14 protein-coding genes and 1 pseudogene are annotated in these 18,770 nt (G+C 39.4%); 5 read left to right on the forward strand and 10 right to left on the reverse strand.

Features of this window, described 5'->3' with window-relative positions; all coding sequences use genetic code 11:
- The 4 genes and pseudogenes from AB7E63_RS08840 to AB7E63_RS08855 all read right to left on the reverse strand — a co-directional run.
- Positions 1 to 1,608, reverse strand: a pseudogene (locus AB7E63_RS08840) (hypothetical protein); the annotation flags it as partial.
- Between the two features lie 84 nt (positions 1,609 to 1,692).
- Positions 1,693 to 2,253, reverse strand: coding sequence for a cob(I)yrinic acid a,c-diamide adenosyltransferase (locus AB7E63_RS08845; protein ID WP_428419249.1), 561 nt, complete (start codon positions 2,251 to 2,253; stop codon positions 1,693 to 1,695).
- A 9-nt stretch (positions 2,254 to 2,262) separates the two neighbouring features.
- Positions 2,263 to 3,789 (reverse strand): transglutaminase family protein, encoded by a 1,527-nt coding sequence (locus AB7E63_RS08850; RefSeq protein WP_428419251.1) that lies wholly within the window; start codon positions 3,787 to 3,789, stop codon positions 2,263 to 2,265.
- Positions 3,790 to 3,793: 4 nt separating this feature from the next.
- Positions 3,794 to 5,359 carry a 4-alpha-glucanotransferase gene (locus tag AB7E63_RS08855; RefSeq protein WP_006342319.1) on the reverse strand — a complete coding sequence of 522 codons (1,566 nt, stop codon included), beginning with the start codon at positions 5,357 to 5,359 and terminating at the stop codon, positions 3,794 to 3,796.
- Between the two features lie 164 nt (positions 5,360 to 5,523).
- Between AB7E63_RS08855 and AB7E63_RS08860 the strand changes: the two genes are divergently transcribed.
- On the forward strand, positions 5,524 to 7,281 hold the full coding sequence (locus AB7E63_RS08860; protein ID WP_006342318.1) for a protease-like activity factor CPAF: 1,758 nt from the start codon (positions 5,524 to 5,526) through the stop codon (positions 7,279 to 7,281).
- On the opposite strand, the gene AB7E63_RS08865 is transcribed toward AB7E63_RS08860, so the two are convergent.
- Both AB7E63_RS08865 and AB7E63_RS08870 read right to left on the reverse strand, forming a co-directional pair.
- Positions 7,278 to 7,658 (reverse strand): hypothetical protein, encoded by a 381-nt coding sequence (locus AB7E63_RS08865; RefSeq protein WP_013924541.1) that lies wholly within the window; start codon positions 7,656 to 7,658, stop codon positions 7,278 to 7,280. The genes AB7E63_RS08860 and AB7E63_RS08865 overlap by 4 nt on opposite strands.
- 12 nt (positions 7,659 to 7,670) lie before the next feature.
- A complete protein-coding gene (locus AB7E63_RS08870; RefSeq protein ID WP_006342316.1) occupies positions 7,671 to 9,044 on the reverse strand; it encodes a DUF4135 domain-containing protein in 1,374 nt (457 codons plus the stop codon).
- A 237-nt stretch (positions 9,045 to 9,281) separates the two neighbouring features.
- Between AB7E63_RS08870 and AB7E63_RS08875 the strand changes: the two genes are divergently transcribed.
- Positions 9,282 to 11,531 (forward strand): hypothetical protein, encoded by a 2,250-nt coding sequence (locus tag AB7E63_RS08875; RefSeq protein WP_006342315.1) that lies wholly within the window; start codon positions 9,282 to 9,284, stop codon positions 11,529 to 11,531.
- Here the strand turns inward: AB7E63_RS08875 and AB7E63_RS08880 are convergent.
- Together AB7E63_RS08880 and AB7E63_RS08885 are read right to left on the reverse strand one after the other, a co-directional pair.
- Complete coding sequence (locus AB7E63_RS08880) at positions 11,528 to 13,048, reverse strand: carboxypeptidase M32 (RefSeq protein WP_006342314.1); 1,521 nt, start codon at positions 13,046 to 13,048, stop codon at positions 11,528 to 11,530. The two genes, AB7E63_RS08875 and AB7E63_RS08880, sit on opposite strands and share 4 nt — an antisense overlap.
- Positions 13,049 to 13,063: 15 nt before the next feature.
- Positions 13,064 to 13,819, reverse strand: a complete 756-nt coding sequence (locus tag AB7E63_RS08885) for a hypothetical protein (protein WP_013924543.1) — start codon at positions 13,817 to 13,819, stop codon at positions 13,064 to 13,066.
- A gap of 219 nt (positions 13,820 to 14,038) precedes the next feature.
- On the opposite strand from AB7E63_RS08885, the gene AB7E63_RS08890 reads away from it, so the two are divergent.
- Complete coding sequence (locus AB7E63_RS08890; protein WP_013924544.1) at positions 14,039 to 14,737, forward strand: SIMPL domain-containing protein; 699 nt, start codon at positions 14,039 to 14,041, stop codon at positions 14,735 to 14,737.
- Positions 14,738 to 14,861: 124 nt separating this feature from the next.
- Entirely contained in the window at positions 14,862 to 15,206 is a 345-nt protein-coding gene (locus AB7E63_RS08895) for a hypothetical protein (protein ID WP_006342311.1), read from the forward strand.
- A gap of 51 nt (positions 15,207 to 15,257) precedes the next feature.
- Here AB7E63_RS08895 and AB7E63_RS08900 read toward each other — a convergent pair whose 3' ends face one another.
- Positions 15,258 to 16,745 carry a putative Na+/H+ antiporter gene (locus tag AB7E63_RS08900; RefSeq protein WP_006342310.1) on the reverse strand — a complete coding sequence of 496 codons (1,488 nt, stop codon included), beginning with the start codon at positions 16,743 to 16,745 and terminating at the stop codon, positions 15,258 to 15,260.
- A 483-nt stretch (positions 16,746 to 17,228) separates the two neighbouring features.
- Between AB7E63_RS08900 and AB7E63_RS08905 the strand changes: the two genes are divergently transcribed.
- The gene (locus AB7E63_RS08905; RefSeq protein WP_013924546.1) at positions 17,229 to 18,119 is read left to right on the forward strand and encodes a hypothetical protein; all 891 of its coding nucleotides are present in this window, start codon (positions 17,229 to 17,231) and stop codon (positions 18,117 to 18,119) included.
- Positions 18,120 to 18,151: 32 nt separating this feature from the next.
- On the opposite strand, the gene udk is transcribed toward AB7E63_RS08905, so the two are convergent.
- Entirely contained in the window at positions 18,152 to 18,766 is a 615-nt protein-coding gene (udk, locus tag AB7E63_RS08910) for a uridine kinase (RefSeq protein ID WP_232503246.1), read from the reverse strand.
- Positions 18,767 to 18,770: the final 4 nt, after the last annotated feature.

Raw genomic sequence — 18,770 nt, forward strand, 5'->3', positions numbered from 1 at the left:
TCGTAGGTGGGTGAGCTCTTGTGCGTATGCAGCAAGAAGGTCTTCACTTTTTTGTGATTGAATTTCGAATTTTGGAGACATCACATTTGAAAGACCATCAACGGCAAAAGAAAATTCACCAGAGGATTTGCCCAAGCGGTTATCGATAAAGGAATCGCGACTAAGGAGCTGTTTTTTTTGTTGTTTTGCAGCAAGAATTTCCAATTGTTCTATTTTCTTGAAAAAGAGATCAAAGGCAGAGCTCTTTTTGAGCATCTCGTAATCTTCTTTGCTCACCCGTTTCATCAAATGATTTTCAAGTTTTTTAATTTTAAATTTTAACAGTTGAAATTCTTTTTCTTGCTGGTTAGAGGTCAGATAAGGGTTTGCTTTTACATATTTTTCATAATGTTCTTCTACCAATTTAATCAACAATTCGACTTTTTCTGGAGCAGGGGCTTCTGGAAAAAACTGTTCGATATCTGTTCCAATAATCGAGATTAAATTTCGAGAGGTGATATCGTTTGGTCCTGAGATTTTAACAGGGATTCCCCCGTCAGTTGCAATAGCTTCATACAGCCAACGTGTGGGGTCGAAATTTTTCTTTAATTGAGCTTTTGGAGCCTTTTCTTCATTGCCAGGTTCATCGACGTTAAATTGTCTTAAAACTTTAAGTCGTATTTTTTCTCGACGAGTCAATTTGGTTGGGGCTGCGACTTTCTCATTTGTGCTGAGAGCGGATAATTTGAAAATGATATTTGTCAATTGTCCTTCTGTCAATTCGTCAAACTTATAGGTGCTTGGTAAATCGTTTCTAGGAGGGTACCCTAAAAAGTTTAATTCAAGTCGAATCTCTTTATTTTCGTTTCGATAAAGGCTAGCGAGCAAAGGATGAAATTTTCCATTTTCATAAAATCCACCAGGTAAAGAGAGGAGCGACTGGTTTTCTTGTGAATCTTTTTTAAGAGCATTAAAAGCCTGTGAGGCAAGAAATTTGGATGCCTCAATGAGAGTATTATTTGAAGAGTCTAAAAGGGCCAGACGAAGAACCTGACTTGCTTCCTGCATGCTTTTCAGGTGAAGTGCAAGAGCTTCGGAACTATTTGCCTTGGAATGTAAAAAGTTCAGGTGTTCTTCATAATCTTTTAAATACTGATTAGCAGAATCGTAACTGAAAGATTGATCAAGATCCCTTAAATTTTGAAGAACCGCGTCTCGATTTTTATGCATAAAGCGATGAATGCCGATCAAAGGCGCTAGCATCAATTTCCAAACAAATTTTACTAGAGGGATACGAGCTGGTTTTAGCTCAAGCATGTGTTGAAGTTTTGTACTAAATGCAGGTCCGCGGAGTCTCTTCATACCTCCAATTGCAATTTCTGTGACGGAAATAGGAGAAATAGCGGAAGCTGCTCCCTCTTCAGAAAGTAATTTAACGCGTAGATTTTGCCATTCTAGAGTCAAGATTTTCTTATCTTCGGCGGCTTCATTAAATAAATTTTGAATGATTTCCGAATTATTTTTTATAGATGTGATTTCAAGAGAGGAGAGTTTTTTATCTGAATTGACAAAAATTTTTCTTTGTTCATCCAGATCATTATTAAATGAAACGACATATAAATGGGTCATAAAAAACATCCTTTTCAATAGTATAATATCTGTATTATAATGCGGACGTTTTTGTTTTACAATTGTTAAAAATGTGTAATTTAATTATTTAATTTGTTGTTGTTTTTTTAATTTTGATAACCAGATCGTCTCAGGGTTATCAGATATAAAATTGACTAAACGGGCCGCAACGAACAAAAAGTCGGAAAGGCGATTCAAATAAACTAAGCTTTCTTTAGAAGCGTTATTTTTTTGAATAGCGTTAGTTAGGGCTCTTTCGGCTCTCCGGCAAATTGCGCGAGCCAGTTGAAGAGAAGTTGAAGCCGAATGACCATTGGGAAGAATAAAATGATGCAAGGGTGGGAGCTTTTCATCCATCTGATCAATCCATTCTTCTAGGAGGGTTGTTCCAAGCTCAGGGAGCTCATCTTGGGGTGAGGCTAAAAGAGCACCAAGTTCAAATAACGTGTGTTGAATATGGAAGAGTCGCGCCTTTAAGTCTTTGAATTTCTGATTTTTAGGGATAAACGAAAGTGCCATTCCGATGGCAGAATTGCACTCATCGACATTTCCTATTGCTTCAATGAGGGGATGATTTTTGGGGACGCGTTCTCCAGAAGATAAGGATGTTTCTCCTTTGTCTCCTGTTTTTGTGTAAATTTTCATACGAAACCTTTAAATAGGACACCGTTGATTTAAAGCTTGTCGGACTTCTTTTAGGGCGCGAGGAAAGTGGGCTCTTGCTTCTGTCATTTTTTCTGCTCGTAAAAGGTGTTCCCAAGCTTGATTTGCTTCGCACCTCTCCATACACAACACTGTTAAGTAATATTCAACAGTTGGATCATTCGGGTGAAGGGAATGGTAAACATTTAGCCAATAAAGAGCTTCGCGACTGCGGTGCAATTGAAGATGGGTAGAAGCAAGGCTAAAAATGCCTGCGCGAAATTTAGGGTATTTTTCCACAATTTTTTCTAAAGCTTCTTTTTTCTTGAGAAGAGAATCTCTAGATTCATCAATTTCTATAAAAATGGTCTTAATCCCTTCAACATCCGCAGCCCCATTTAAATAGTCTTCGGCCATATTTTCTTTTGTCACGGCATGGTCCGGGAGATGATCTTTAACTTCCTCTAGAAGTTGTTTCCCTTCATCAAAATTACCTAGGAAAAGGTGCGTATAGCCCGTTAATTCTTTTAGAAGCATATCATGCGGCAAATACGGTTGCGCTTTTTGGTAACAAATTAGCGTTTTCTCATATTGATTTTGTCTGAGATAGGCCGCCGCTTGGTTAAAGTGGGCTAAGCCGATTACTTCTTTGACTGTTCTTTCCTGAAGAGCGCGCGTATCGATTCCTAGATATTCTTCGCAAGGCATATGAATGCCTCTGGCTGTTGTTTCAATATTGAGCTTATTTTGGCCATCATTATAGCGCACGTAAATATGGCCGGGAGGAGTGACCATTTCGATGGGCAAAGATAGTCTTTGAGCTAAACAAATATAAAGAAGGGAAACGCCTAAGCAGACCCCGCGTCGGGAATCCAAAACAGAGGGAAGGAATGTGTAAAGGTCAATATCTTTAGCATAGGAAGAGTGAGGAGGAAAGCGAAAGCCCATATCGAAAAAAATGAAGGCATTAATAGCTGAAATTTTTTGTAGAGGTGTTGCGTTAGGTGGTAATTTAGCAAGGATTTGGAGTGCCATGAGATCCATCATCGCTTGATAGACTTTCCCTGAATCTTTGTTTTCATCTTCTAAATGAGACAAAAAAAGTCCGTTTGCCAAATCAACTTCTTCTGTGGGAAGATTCAACACTTCCGCTTCGGTCGTTGCGTAAAAGCCTTTGAGTTTGCGATTGGGCAGCTTGGAGGCTAGCCTGTCTATGAGTTGAAGTTCTTGCAGAGATAGTTGAGGGGCCGTTTCATCCGCTTGCTTATTGACGAGTCCGATAAGCGCATGAATGATGGAGGGATCGATAGATGAGAGAGGAGTTGGCGTGGAAGAATGGGGAGATCCCTCTAAAAGCTCCCACGCTTTTTTTAGTGCGAGTTGCCCTTCGACTGAATCGGGATAGAGTTCATACAAAGCTAAATGCTGGGTAATTGACTTCGGATCCAAGCTGCGAAACAAGGCGCGGATTTTGAGGGGGGATGCCGCCATGCATAAGCTTAAGCAAAATAATGCTAAAAATAAAAAAATGCGTGTCATCGTTCTAAGCCGTTAAAGTTTTCATGAGATGGGCGAGCTCTGCATGTTGAATCAATTCTTCCACGCTAGGTTTGAAACGATAGCTCCAATTCCTGTCCAACACAACCCCCGGGATATTGATTCGCTCATCCTCTAAGTCAGGCCATGTTAAGCCTGGGATAACGGCCAAATATTCCTGAAGGAGATTGATGTGAAAAACGCTATGCGTATGATGACTATCATTCAAAATTTCTTGATGGCGAGCAGGTGAAAGGATTGGCTCATAAGCCCATCCTTTAAAATTGCAAAAGTCCTGCGCTTCGGCAGGATTATTTCGCCACCATAATTGAAGCGTTTCAGAGTCATGTGTAGAGATGGTCGTTAAGCTTTCCAAAATATAATCTTGGTATTTAATAAAACGACGATCTTCATTCCACATCCTTTCCCAGCGCATCACTTTAGTCCCGCATATACCTAGTTTGCGAAGGTTCACACGCACTTCGGGAGGAATCATACCAAGATCCTCTCCAATTGGCAACATGGGGCAATTATCTAACATCATTTGAAGAATTTTTTCCCCATGAGGAATCCAGGTGGAGCGATCTTCAGGAAAAAATTTTCCTTCTTTAGCAGGAACATTAAAAGGGATACCCCATATGCGATAAAATCCGACCACGTGATCGATTCGATAAAAGTGATAAAAATGGGAGGCAATTTCTAAACGTTTTTTCCACCACGCGTAGTCCGTCTCGGCATTTTTATCCCAGTTATAGAGAGGAAAGCCCCAATTTTGTCCCACGTCACTATACTGATCCGGTGGAGCTCCCGCTGTCAAATGTGTATAGAAAAGGGATCGATTTAACCACACGTCCGCGCTTTGCGAGTTAATTAAAATGGGAATATCTCCTTTTAAAAAGAGACCTTGAGCTTCAGCTTCTTTTTTGACAGTTTCCATTTGGGAAAAACAAAGAAATTGCAAAAGAACGTGATAGGAAATTTCATCCTGCATGTCTACAAGCAGTTCGCTGAGATATTCTTCTGTCGGGAAACGGAGTTTTTCAGGCCATAAATCCCAGGATTCCCAGTTTCTTTGGATTTTTAAAGCTTTAAATAAGGCATACTTGTCCACCCAAGGATTTTGTTTTCTAAATTCAAGGAACTCGGCTGCTTCTAGAAGAGTGGGGCCGGCAAGCTGAAAGTATTGTCGCAAAAAAACATTCCGATGTTCATGAATTTCTTTGTACGGAATTCGTTGATTTTGATTGAAAGCCTGCAGCTTAGAAAGCAATGGAATCAATTTGGGGAAATCGTGGAAAAAAGGGAGTTGTTTGAGTCCCAAATGCAGAGGATTTAAAGCAAATGCGGATAACGCGCTATATGGGCTGGTTTCTAATCCCGTATCGTTAATGGGAAGTAACTGAATGATGTTAAATCCTAGACTTTTACACCATCCAATGAGAGGTAAAAGATCTGTGTATTCTCCAATGCCACCACTGTTTTTGGAGTGTAAAGAGAAAATGGGAAGGCAAATTCCATGGTGTGGAAGGCTATCAGGATTTTCAAGCAATTGCTGCAGAAAAAAGTTTGTCATCGTTACCATTCCTCAGTAAGTGTAAAATATTTTTCGAAAAAAGCGTTGTAACATTGACAGAAACAAAAAACGTTTTATATACTTATTTATTTTTAAGGTTTGCTCTATTTTTATCAATAGACCTCTTTCGATATGGGAAAGTTGTCTAATCATACTCAGGTCATATGAATATTAAATACGTTATTAATCTATATTTAGTTGTTGTTTTTTTTAGTTGTCATGCACTTTTGGCCTCAGATTCACTTTTGCGTCAGGAAATGGTTGAAGATCTCCATTTTATTCGGAAAAATTTCCAGATCAAATACGTTCCTGCGGATTGGAAATTGCTTCAATTTGGGTGGAATCTTAACCAACAATTTGATAATGCCGAAGCGGAAATCACATCCCTTTCTTCTCCAACATTGAAAGATTACCATAAAATCTTGAATAAACTTTTTACTTCGGCCGCTGACTACCATGTGAATGTCTCGTTTTATTCAACAGAAATGGCTTCTTTACCATTTCATTTGCAAGGCGCAGAGGGGCGCTATTTTATCACATGGATCAATGAGGAAAAACTTCCCGAAGAGTGTCTGGATTGGTCTATCGGAGATGAGGTCATCGCATTTGACGGGCAAGATATCCATGAATTCGTTCAAAATCTTCGCAGATCAGAGCATGATCGACATAATGAAAAAACGGATCAAAGATTTGCTGAACGTTCTTTAACCTTACGCGCAGGAATGTTTGCAGAAGATGTTCCTCAAGGCAATGTGGAAGTCGACCTCATTCATAAAAAAACAGGCGAGCAAAAATCGTATGTCTTAACATGGACATATCATCCAGAGCAAGTAAAAGAAATTCCTTTGCCTTCTTTAGTGGCACGTGGGATTTCTGAGAAACAACCTTTTTTTCAACGTCCCTATTATAAAAAAATGATGCTAACCCCTTTGTATGCCAAATTCAACCAGCCGGAAAGCCGCGTGGTGGAAGATGTCCATAATTTAGGGGCGCGCAAAAGTTTTGTCCCTCCTTTAGGATCCATCGTTTGGCAATCCCCTCCAGATAGTCCTTTCCATGCTTATATTTGTGAAACTCCTAGCCGACAAAGAATTGGATATATCAGAATTGCGACATATGATGGAACGGATGATGAAGTGGTGGAATTTGCGAAATTGATTGACTATTTTAACCCTCGTACTCAAGCTTTAGTGGTCGATCAGGTTAACAATCCAGGGGGATCTGTTTTTTACTCATATGGATTATTGAGTCTTTTAACTGATCAACCCCTTGAATTGCCCAAATATAAAATGGCCATTACGCAAGAAGAAGTGATGGAGGCATTAGAAACATTAGATACGTTGAAAGAAATTACAAATGACGAAGAAGCGATAGACGTCTGCGGGCCTAGCTTGCATGGTTATGCTGTCTCTTTTGAGTTAGTGCAATCGGTGATTCAGTATTTTCAATTTGTTTTAAGTGAATGGGAAGAAGGTAAATATGTCACTTCTCCCGTGCATCTTCTTGTGAATACGATTGCGCCAAGTCCATTTGTCACTTATGATAAGCCCATGGTTGTGTTAGTCAACGAATTTGATATTTCCTGTGGGGATAGTTTTCCTTGCATTTTGCAAGACAATCAAAGAGCTCTTATCTTTGGTACACGAACGGCTGGAGCTGGAGGAACAGTTCTCGGGGGCGGTCATCCGAATAGGCTTGGAATAGCAGGCTATTCTTATACAGCATCTCTTTTAGAGAGACATACAGACGGGACTCCGATTGAAAATTTAGGCGTCACACCTGATGTTTCTTATTCATTGACACCCGAAGACTTTCAAAATGGTTATAAAGGTTATAAGGCAGCCCTACAAGAGGCAATAGATGGCCTTTTAAAAAATACGCGTCCTTCTAGCAGTGCTTGTCCTTTAAGGGACAGGCATTAAACTTTCATGGCGAGATGTGTGTTTTTTTTGTTTGCTTCTTCAAGCATGAGCTTTCTAAGATCGCCATAGACCTCTGAAAAGAAAAATTGACGGCCACTCTCAATATATTGAGAGAGTTTGATCTCGAGCAGGTGATAATTTGAGAAAGAGTGGGCCTCAAACTCGGCTCGCAATTGGTATTCAAAATTTTTACTCGCTTCGCTAGCTAATTGGCGCGCTAATCTTGAAATACTCGATACTTGAAAATGACAGGAAGAAGCCATTTGAAGTGCTTTTTTCTTGATGTTTTCAGTGGTCGTTTCTTTAATTGTCCGTCCAATCATTAAAAACTCTAGGCTGCTATTGTATAGCATTGCGCTGTTTGATGGGTTGCTCATGACAACACCTCATCATTTATTTGGTTTTCTTATGGCGATGATGTTTTCTTCGGCAAAGTGCCCAAAACAAATCGCGTCACTATTTTTTGTGAAAAAGGGGACATCACCTTTTTCCATACAGGCACTAAACTGTTTAATAAACTGCTTTGGATCCACAGTAAGTTTAAATTCATTGTTTTTGGATAAAGTTTCCAAAACTTCTTGTGCCATGGGCTCGATTGTCGAAGGATCCGTGCTTGCCTGAATAAAGCTTGCTGTAGCTACAATTACATAGCGTGAAACACGTTTTTCCTGCTGATCAAGGAATTTGTCGATCAGCATGATCTCATCCTGTTTCAATTCTGGTGAAAATTTTGGATCCTTAGATGCCTGAGAACTCAAGAGACCTGTGGCATGTCCAGGTTCTACTACCTCAAGGTCTATGGGAACCCATTGTCCATCGCGCGTTAGTAAAACATTTTCCATATGGAGATCTGTTATCCCTGCACGACTGCATATTTGCTCGAGTCGGATCAGATTTTCTTCAGCTCTAATCCTAACATCTTGGTCTTGTATTTTGTTAATAGTACTCGAAGCTTCTGTATGGAGTGGTTGTCCTTCAATGAATTCCCAAATACTACCCTTCCCTCCATCGATATCCTGAATTTTATATTGTGGAAGATCTCCATGGGATTTGAGGTCGGGATGCAGACTATTGAGTTTGGCAAATAGATCTAGAATAGCGGCATCTGTCTGTGCACTTCTGGGTTTATAAACAACCTTTAGGGGCGATTTATCTGGAAACGTAAAAGTAACCAGGAGGGGGGATTGGCCATTGTTGTGGTCATCGCCACCCAGGACTTTTAGATCAAATTTGACATCGGCAGAATTCTTAGAGCCATTGCCAAATTGTTCAAGAATTGTGGCTTTATGTTCTTCTATCGTGTCTTTTGCTCTGCTTTCAAAAGCCTTCCACAGACCTATTTTACTCGTTAAAATACCTTTAAAATATTTAATTTGAGAATCGTTCATAGCTAGATTCATACGACTTAGGGTGACGGGGAGCTCTCGACCTTCTATGAATTGGGATTTGAGTTGTTCTTCTGATTCTTTCATGGCTTGTTCTAGATGTTCGTCTTTCTTTTCTAATTCCCGGATTTTGCTTTTTAATTTCTTCGCAACCTCACTTTTTTGATCAGGAATGTCATCTAGCTCATTCTCTGCTTCAGATATTTGCTTATTTATGGTTTGTCTTTCCAAGAATTTGTCGCAGATAAAATTAATCATTTGATGCGAGGACATCACCTGAGGTTCGACATGTTTCTCAGGGAGATCCGATGAGATAGGCTGTTTAGGGGAATCTATGACTGTTTGTTGCACTTCCTGATTTAAACTAAGAGGATTCATTGGGACCTCCTTATCATTTGTTGCATTTATTAGGATTATACAATTAATTTTAATTAATTGTAATGATTGAAAACTTTAAAAAGTAAATCGGCGAAAACTATCAAAAAACAAATAAATAGTCAAAGTAAATAATTTAATAAAGTTGGCTGGTAATGTTTAAGTAATTTTTAAAAAATGTGATAATGGTATTAAGGCTTTAAATACTTTTTTAATGAAAGCATATAAAGAGGTGTTTGAATGAGTACATACGAAAGGCGCGAAAATGGTGGCTTGTCCATTATAGAAGCAGTAGAGACACTTTCACACATTGCGGATTTGGAAGTCGATCGCGAAATCGGGATCACGCAAAAACATGATTTTAGTTTTCAAAATCAGCCCATTACCCTAAAGACAGTTCATTGGCTGCATCCTGAAAACGCAGATCAAACAATTTCCATGGTGAAAGACATTTTTAAAGTGGTTTTAAACTATTTGCATAACTTCTATCAAACTGATTACAGATATGTGACGGATGAAAAAGCCGTTGAAGAAATCAAATCTTTAATGGTCTTAGTTGGAGAAGCAGCTAAAAAACTTGATAAGTTCACCCATCTATTTAACCGAAAGATTAAAGAAAGTGTAACAGAAACCAAAGAATATAAAGATCTTGAAGAATTTTATCTCACACATATCGCACGCAAAATTGACAATGGATTGCTAGGAAAATGGATCTTAGGTTTAGCTAAACGTCATATTTTGAAAGAGGAAAAGCCCTCTAGTGAACGTCGATTAGGCCAAAAAACGAAACATATCTTTGTGGATCTGGAATCGGTCAAGAAAGATACCGAATATGAATTATTCTTTTTAAGAAAAGAAGATGGTTCGCGTTTTTTTAGTCCTCGTTTAATCCGGAATGTGAAGCTTCTGTGTGATTTTGGCGATTATTTCGGGGAAAAAGTTAGCAATGATCTATTGGCAGACATGCGCTTCCACTTTGATCTTTTTGTACATAGTGCCGCACGGAATATCTTGCGCTCGTTTGGATCGCGGCTTGACTTATTTTACCGAGAAAGTGCAGAACAGCGTGATAATGAACTCATATCAACCCTAAGAAAAGCATTTATGGCGCTTATTTTGTGCGGTCAATCCGCCCATCTTTTGCGGAATTCTCCCACCAAAAGTTGTGTTGGCTATTTTAAAGACTTTCAAATGTATTTATCGCATGCTTTACATTCCCGTGAGTTTCAAAAACTGATTGCCTATCCTCCTGGCGAGTTTGACAAAATGGGAGGCCTATTACTAGAGACGGCTCAATTTTTATGCCGCAGCTTTTTTTCAAGTGTGAAAGCGATTCATGGATTTATGCCCTCTTTAAAAAATTTGATTATTGAAGCTCGTGAGCTCGCTAATCAGCGTGGTAAAGGAACAAACAATCATGGGCATACAGAGATTTATAACCAATTAACTAAAGATTACAATGCCTTGAGCAAAGTTTTCAAAACCCATACACACGGTCCGTTAGTTCAAGTTTTGGAAAACTTAGAAGAGGATGGCTATCATTCGTTTGATCCTTTGCATCAGGGAAATATCCCCACACTTCTATACACCGTGTATTTTGATAATATGCGCTGCGTAAACACGCGCATACCAACTCCCACTTATCAAGAGGTGATCAATAAAGCATCGGTCGTGGATGAATTTAAGGCTTTTTTGCGTTCTTATACTTACTTAGACAACGAAAATAATCAACAGAAAGGACATCTGTTATTCAATCTACAGGATAAAACCTCTTGGAAGGAACATGCGCGATCCAATGCGATTGAGGAATTACAAAGACATCCTGACTTTTCTGCTGTGTTAACAGTCGTCACTCTACCAAAAGATACCGAATTTTATCATCAGATAGCCCCTTATCATCATGACAACCATGCTTCCGCTTTTATTCAACATTTTAAAGAGCACTTGCAAAGTTCTGGTGTAGGGTTTTACTTTCCATCGTCAATCAAAAATGCGCTTTTCCCCGAGTTTACGAACAATCTTTTAGATGCGATCCATCGCTTATTTTTCTCGAATAAAAATGTTTTATCACGGGAAAGTCGATTAGATTTTATCGAAATATTTGAACTTTTCCTGCAGATTAAAATCATTGAAATTGTGAAGCCACAGACTTTTAGTTTTACTTGTAAGGATGGGATAGATGTCGGTGCCGCAGAAAGTGCTAAACTGTTTGCTTTTATGAAACTACTTTCACAGCCTAAGCTGTCAGAAGAAGACATGAATGAATTGGATCTATTCATTCATGCTCCCGCGATATTGATTAGAGAAAGGCAAATGCTCTTTGATCGCTTCAATCGTTTGAGTAGCACAATACGGGCGATTGAGTCTTTAAGAGACGAGCTAGGATATGAAAACTTTGTTCAAATGATTCGTCAAGTTTTTGGCCCTTTATACCAAAGCTCGATTTTAGAATCTTTGATTCTATTGCCTTCTAACTTTGAAGAAATCTAAAAGCGATAAATGTCTTTATACTTGGTTTCTAAGTAGTGGCAAAAGGATTTACTAGAAAAAGGAGCGTCGCTGACTTTTTCGACTAGCTCAAAGCTGGAATATTGTCTGCCGAATTGGAAAATCGACTTTTCTAACCATTCTTTGATGAATTCCAGCTCTCCTTCGGCAACGCTTTTTTCCCATTTTGGAAATGCTTGTTCGAATGTTGCAAAAAATTGGGCTGCATATAAATTTCCCAATGTGTAAGTGGGAAAGTATCCAAACGAACCAAGAGACCAATGAATATCCTGGAGACATCCTTCTGCATCTGTTGAAGGCACAAGGCCCAGCAGCTCTTTGAACTTTGCATTCCATGCCTCAGGGATTTCTTTAATCGGGAGAGAGCCTTCGATGAGTGCTTTCTCAATTTCAAAGCGTAAAATGACATGCAAATTGTAGGTGACTTCATCAGCTTCTACGCGAATAAAGGTAGGCTCCACTTTGTTGGAAGCTTTGTAGAATTCTTTTAATGACACCTTTTGAAATTCTTTAAATTCCTTCTGCAGAATCGGAAAATAATGTTCCCAAAAAGGTAAGCTTTGTCCAATGCGCGTTTCCCACCAGCGGGATTGGCTTTCATGGATTCCCAGCGAGGCATGTTCGCCCAAAGGTGAGCCATATTCGTTAATAGGGAGTCCCATTTCATAAAGTCCATGTCCAGCTTCATGCATCACAGAGCGTACGTTACTTAATAAAGAAGAGGGATGAATGCGTGTTGTAATACGGCTATCGGTGGGGTGTGCAGCTGAAGAGAAAGGGTGGATAGAAAAATCGAGCCTTCCCCGACGCATGTCATAATGCATCCCTTTTAAGATTTTTTGACTAAAAGCCATTTGTTTGGATTCAGAAAACTTGCCAAACAGAAAGTGGTCATCAATTTGCGTTTTTTGTTGGATCTTTTTGATTAGCCCAACAAGAAATTGTTTTAAATCAGAAAAAATGGGGGTTATCCGTTTTGTGGTCATTTCTGGTTCATAGGCATCTAACAAAGCATCATAGGGATGTTCTTTATAGCCCAGAAGATCGGCTTTTTTGCGATTCATTTGAATAATTTTTTCCAAATAAGGCGCAAAACGGCGGAAAGAATTCTCTTGTCGAGCAGAGCGCCAGACCAATACAGATTGAGAGGTCAGTTTAGCAAAGTCTTCCACAAATTGAGTGGGAAGAGCCGTTTCTTTTAAATATTCCCGTCGCCATACTTTTAGAGCCGCATTTTTTGCAGAGCCAAGTCCTTTTACTAGAACTTTACCTGTTTTGATATCGATGAGCTTTGCCAGGGCATTAACGAATGGCTTAGCGATTCTTCCTTTGTGGACTAAACCTGCCATAATTTTTTGTTGTTCAGCGCGAATTGCAGCTGCATCTTCGGGCATGTAGGTTTCTTGATCCCAGTGCAGTAAGGAATCAATCCCTTCCAGAATGCGTGTCTGGCGTGAAATTTCGTGGAGTTTTTTATAGTTATTAGTGGCTTCAGGCATGCTAGCAATTCCTTATTATGTTGAGTCTGACTTGGTTCTAGATTGAAAAAAAGCATGGGAATAATCGAGTAGTTTTGTGCCCCATAAATATTCGGCTTCAATTCTTTGTTTTTTACCTATCATGAGGAGTTTTCTTTTTCCACCTCGGCGGCCTCGATATGCAGGATTTTCGATAAAACGGAGAATTCCATCTTTTGAGGCAGTATACTTGGTTAAATGGCCATCCTCGTCATTTAAGCCAGAAGCCATTAACACTTCCTCCTCTGGATCAAAGCCGGAAGCTGTAAAAAAGAGACATTCTGCGGTTTGGTTTAAAATTTCTCCTTGAATTGAATATCCTTCAATCTGCGTATTTATTACAGGAAATGGGATCAAATGGGCGAGGCCTAGTAGGGTTTTGTCCATAGACAATAAAAAAACATCAAATGATTCCCCTAAAAGAGTGGGTTCAAAAGAAAGCACAAGTCTTTTTTCAGGCATAGACGTAAGAGATACTGTTCCATCGGGATGAATGAGAACCTCTTGGCAATCCGTATCACGATTCACGTTTCCACGCACGTACAAGAGGTAATGTTGTGAAGCATCTAATTGATCAACAAAAAGTTTATAAGCCCCTTTTTCCATTTCTTCTGCAAATAAAAGATTGGGGCGTTGCGGTGGTGATTCGATGCTTTCTATCATTGGTTCATAGGGGGACGCTGACTTAATTCCACAGCCACTTAATGAACATAGACAGAGAAAAGATATGAAATGATGAAGTAACCCGCGCATAGATTCATCTCCATGAAAGTGCTCCACTATAAATCTTTTAAATGGTCAAGTAAAGAAATTTTAAATAGATTGAGAAATGCGTTTAGGGTTTGTCTCTAATTCTTAGTCGAATGTATACTGACAATAGCAGAATAATCTCTAAATTGTTTAAAAAGTGTTATTTGAATAACTTTTTAATAAACAATAAAGAGACAAAACCAAGAAAACATGGAGAAAATCATGAGATTCTTAAATTATGCTATTGCTGCGTTTTTGACATTTGGAATGGCTCAAACGGGAATATCCAAAGAAAATGAGCCTGCCAAGCTTATGGTTAATGGAGAAGCTCGCCTGCATAAACCTGCCGAAAAAATGATGGTACGCATCAGTGTTGTGACGCAGGATGCGAATTCAGAAAAAGCTGTTTCAGATAACAATGTAAAAATGCAAAAAGTCATTGAAGCTTTAAAGGGTGTAGGCTTAACCCAAGATGAATACAAGACAGGGCAATTTAACATTCATCCTAGATATTCTGATCAGACTATTAAAGGGTATGAAGTGATAAATAGCTTATCTGTCTCGACAGAAAAACTGAAGCTAGCGGGGGATTTAATCGCTGCGGCTAATCGTGCAGGTGTCAATTCAATTGATTCCATTCAATTTACAGTGAAGGATGTTCGTGCTTACCGTGCGGAAGCGCTTCAAACAGCAGCAGCAAATGCGATGGCGGATGCGCAAACATTGGCTCAGGCGACTGGTGTAAAACTTGTGCGTGTATTGGAGTTGAATTCTGGGTCGGCTGGTGAAAGTTTTCCAACACCGCGTTACAACATACTATCCACTAAAAGCTTTGCAGGAGACAGTACACCCATAGAAGCGGGAAATGTCGAAATTGTGGCAAATGTCTTTATGATTTATGAAATTTCTTCAACTCTTTAATTCACTTAATTTAAACGATTTATTGCTTTAAAAAATAAGTGTTTTCGCATACAATTTATTTCACTTGGCTGCATGGAAGTTTTTCATACAGCCATTTGAATTTACATATTGTAGGTGCGATATCATGAAAATAATAAAATATTTAGCTATTTGTTTAACTCTTTTAGCGATTGGTTCTACCCAGCTCGAGGCGAGAGGCCGGACATCAACTTCTCTTCAAATTAATTTAGGAAGTCTTTTTGTCGCTCCAAAGCCAGAACCCGTGTTGGTTGAAAGACGAGTTGTTGCGGCTCGTCCTATTCGTGTATTGCCAGTGCGACCTTTGCCGGTGCAAGTATCTCCGGTCAATCCTTCCTCCATTGGAAGCGCTGTTCTTCCACATGCATACTATGAAGAAGTCTATGTGTACCCACAGGCTCCTGTTTATAGACCAGGCCTTTCATTTAATTTGCAGCACATTTTTAGATAACGAGGTGCGAGTTTCCTCAGGCTTAAAATGCCTGAGGAAATGCTAGCTTTGTTACACTCTAAATATAAAGAAGATAGATGCTGTCACGAACATGGGAAATAAAGCTGCGCAGAAAAGCTTTTTGGGAGAAATCCCTTCGGAAAAGTGAGAATTTTGTGGGGTATCTTTTTCTGAATTCAGTGGATGGCCAATGACAGTTAATCCTCCCGCCGCCAGAGTTCCAACAATCACAGAATATTTTGTCGCGTCATTTAAGGACGGGAGCAAGGTTGCCAAATAGGTTAATGTGGCTCCATCAATGAAAGATCCAAACATATAAGATGCGCCAGTCAGCATCAAAGCATCGACTCTTTCAAGTAGGGGGGTAATCCACCATTCTTGTAATCCACCATGAATGACGAGTCCTGAGAAGAAAAAACCTACCAACATGGGAGGGCGCAATTTCAAGCGAGTCTGATAGGGGTGGGTAATTTCATGAAAAACAAGAAATAAGCATGTAATGCAGATAAAGATAGTCGGATGATAGAGACAAAGAATGGTTCCAATGAGGCAGATGGCATGTGTTGCTGTCACCCACCATGGGACAGAATTTTTAATTTCAGAAACTCGATGCTGCTCTTTTTTTGCTAACTCGGCAAATTCATCTCGAAAGTACAGGTAATAACATATGGTGGATGTAAAAATGGCTAAAAGGGATTTCCAACTAAACATAACAAGTGTGAGAATTTCTTCTTCACCTAACTGTTCAGCATGCATCCAGTCAACCGGGGTGCAAAAATTTGTCATGATCGCTCCCAGAGAAATATGTGTGAACAATAAACCGAGAGTGGCATAAGCGAGTTTCTGGCTAACAGGGCGTGTATAAAATTGTTTAGCAAGTAACAAGCAGGTCACAATCATTGCGCCAGCTTCCGTGATAACTGCCCCCAAAATGGGCCCTATCGTTAGTAGAGAGACCCACCAGGCTCCTGGAGATTCTTTCCCGAGAGAAGCGACTTTCCGAATAAAAGATTCTGCGAGGTTCATAATGGGATGTGAAGATGCGATGGTCATGATAACCGAAATAAACAGAGCTTCTGTGTAATTGCGTGTATTGAGAAAATTGATAGCTGCTTTCCAATCGTAGAGAAAGGTAATAGAAGCGATAAGAGGGATAATCCAAATTCCAAAAACACGTCGGATGGTCTTAATATAATGAGAGAGGTACTTGAGGGGATTTTTTGAATGCGTTAAAACGACGGTTTGCTCTGTCGCCTGCTCTTTTTGCCAATTATCAGGCAAAGCAAGCACTTTACGTGATAAAAAATTGTAGACAAGGGCAATTCCTAACAAAATATTGGCAGTGATGCTTAAAGAAGTCATCTCAGAACTATCTGGAAATCCTTGCCCTAAACTATCACTTGAAGTCTCTTCGTAGCGGTGAAAAGAAAAGAATCCTTCTTCACTGTCTGATATCCAAGGGGTGGATGTGATCGCTTCCTGCGCATCAAGCAACGCTGCTTTAGCCGTGGCAACTAAAACTAAACAAAGCCACTTCATTAAATGCCCTTTATAGTTAGACTTTTTCAAGCCTGTTGTCAGTTTTTAATGTTACTTTTCTCCTTGCGTCTTTTCTTATACTGTTTTGACATGCCCTATGCACATCACAGATCGGCGTTAAATCTGGGCGCTTTTTCTATTTCCCACGTATAAGAATCAACAATTTTTTATTTAGCCTTTTACACACTTTTTCAAGAGTGCAGCTTTCGCATATCTTTGGCAAAAACAGAATAGCAATATCCGTGATTAGAATAAACGTTAAAAAAGAGAAAAATACAGTTTTTGCGCCCCCTATTTTAGCGCTGACTTTTGCGTTCGAAAAAAAAGGAAAAAGAAGAATTCGAATCAAGGACTCATTTATCTTCTGAAAGAAGGCTGAAAGGGAATTTAATGAAACGAATCGAATAATTTTGATTGTAAAATTTTTCTGAAAAAGCGTAATTTTTATGCCACATTTATTGGAATATAGAACAAAGGAATTTTATGTGTAGATTTTGGGTTGTATTAATTGCATTAATGATGCTTTTTGCCAATGGAAGCGCTTTGATTGATTTGGATTATAAAATCGGTGCGGGCTATCGAGAAGATCGCTTTAGATGGTCCATCTCTGCTCCTGGAGGAAATCCAGATGTGTTATCGGAGCTGACGTGGAAAGATTTATGCAGTTACAATCTTATGGGAACTGGTAAAATTTCTATATGTTCAATTACAGCCCGCTTTAAAGGCGATTATGGGAAGATTTACCATGGGCAGAATCGAGATTCAGACTATCTAGAGAGTGGAAGAAAGCAAGAATATTCTCGTTCAATCAACGATGCTGGTAAAGGTGAGGTTTTTGATCTATCCGCTGCAATAGGCTTTCAAACTACCTGGTTTTGCCAAATGCTTAAAATTATTCCACTAGCCGGATGGTCACATCACGAACTCCATTTAAGACAATTTCATGGACGTCAAACCATTGATTTTGATGGAGAACCAGGGAAAATTTCTAATCTACATAGCAACTACCGGGCAAAATGGGATGGACCCTGGGTTGGAGGGGATCTGTTTTGTTACTTGGGAAGCTGGACCTTGTACGGGACGTTTGAATACCATTGGGCACATTATAAGGGGCAAGGACATTGGAATTTACGCTGGGATTTCTTAAAAGATTTTAGACAAAAGGCGCATGCCACAGGGACGTTTTATACTTTAGGAACGCAGTATCAATTTGATTGTGGTTGGTTAATTGGATTAGAAGGAAATTTTCTACGCATGAACACGTGGCATGGTATGGATTACATCTACTCGATCTTTGGCAAGGGCGCAACCCCTTTCAATGGGGCTAAATGGCGTTCGTATAGCGTTTTAGGGACGCTTTCTTATATGCTCTAAAAAAAACGAGGCATCTTAGGATGCCTCGTTTTTTAGAAAGAGATATCGACAGCGTCTTTCAGCCTCGAAATAATCATTTGAAGGGCTTGTGAGTTATCTCCATGGCTGGGAATAATCACATCTGCATAAATTTTACTCGGTTCGACAAATTTTGAATGCATCGGTTTGACAGTTTTTAAATACTGCTCTTTGATACTTGTAAAATCTCTTCCACGTTCCTTGATATCGCGTTCTAAGCGACGCAGGATCCGTATATCATCTTCTGCTTCCACGTAAATTTTTAAATCCAAAAGTTCTCGGATATTTGGAATAGACAGCAAAAGGATCCCTTCAATAATCACAATTTTGGTTGGAAAAACCAAGGTGGTGTCCTGGGTCCGGCTGTGTGTTTTAAAATCATAATGGGGTTTGTAGATGGGTTGCCAAGCTTTTAATTGCAGCAAATGTGTTTGCAATAATTCGAAGTCTAACGAGGTCGGGTGGTCAAAGTTTTTTTTGGCTCTTTCTGAAAGAGGTAAATCTGAGAGGTCTTTATAGTAGCAATCCTGCTCGATGAGCGAAGCTTGATTTCCAAAAGCTTCTTGAATTTGTTTTGCTAGCCGTGTTTTACCGGAACCTGTGCCTCCTGCAATTCCAATAATCATCATATGC

The sequence above is a fragment of the Parachlamydia sp. genome (assembly GCF_050255895.1).
GTDB classification, from domain to species: Bacteria; Chlamydiota; Chlamydiia; order Chlamydiales; family Parachlamydiaceae; genus Parachlamydia; species Parachlamydia acanthamoebae.

Coding starts and splice junctions, on each gene's coding strand:
- AB7E63_RS08895 (WP_006342311.1), top strand. CDS start 14,862: ATGAAAATAATAAAATATTTAGCTATTTGTTTAACTCTTTTAGCGATT.
- AB7E63_RS08855 (WP_006342319.1), bottom strand. CDS start 5,359: ATGACAAACTTTTTTCTGCAGCAATTGCTTGAAAATCCTGATAGCCTT.
- AB7E63_RS08845 (WP_428419249.1), bottom strand. CDS start 2,253: ATGAAAATTTACACAAAAACAGGAGACAAAGGAGAAACATCCTTATCT.
- AB7E63_RS08860 (WP_006342318.1), top strand. CDS start 5,524: ATGAATATTAAATACGTTATTAATCTATATTTAGTTGTTGTTTTTTTT.
- AB7E63_RS08880 (WP_006342314.1), bottom strand. CDS start 13,048: ATGCCTGAAGCCACTAATAACTATAAAAAACTCCACGAAATTTCACGC.
- udk (WP_232503246.1), bottom strand. CDS start 18,766: ATGATGATTATTGGAATTGCAGGAGGCACAGGTTCCGGTAAAACACGG.
- AB7E63_RS08900 (WP_006342310.1), bottom strand. CDS start 16,745: ATGAAGTGGCTTTGTTTAGTTTTAGTTGCCACGGCTAAAGCAGCGTTG.
- AB7E63_RS08865 (WP_013924541.1), bottom strand. CDS start 7,658: ATGAGCAACCCATCAAACAGCGCAATGCTATACAATAGCAGCCTAGAG.
- AB7E63_RS08850 (WP_428419251.1), bottom strand. CDS start 3,789: ATGACACGCATTTTTTTATTTTTAGCATTATTTTGCTTAAGCTTATGC.
- AB7E63_RS08870 (WP_006342316.1), bottom strand. CDS start 9,044: ATGAATCCTCTTAGTTTAAATCAGGAAGTGCAACAAACAGTCATAGAT.
- AB7E63_RS08875 (WP_006342315.1), top strand. CDS start 9,282: ATGAGTACATACGAAAGGCGCGAAAATGGTGGCTTGTCCATTATAGAA.
- AB7E63_RS08905 (WP_013924546.1), top strand. CDS start 17,229: ATGTGTAGATTTTGGGTTGTATTAATTGCATTAATGATGCTTTTTGCC.
- AB7E63_RS08885 (WP_013924543.1), bottom strand. CDS start 13,819: ATGCGCGGGTTACTTCATCATTTCATATCTTTTCTCTGTCTATGTTCA.
- AB7E63_RS08890 (WP_013924544.1), top strand. CDS start 14,039: ATGAGATTCTTAAATTATGCTATTGCTGCGTTTTTGACATTTGGAATG.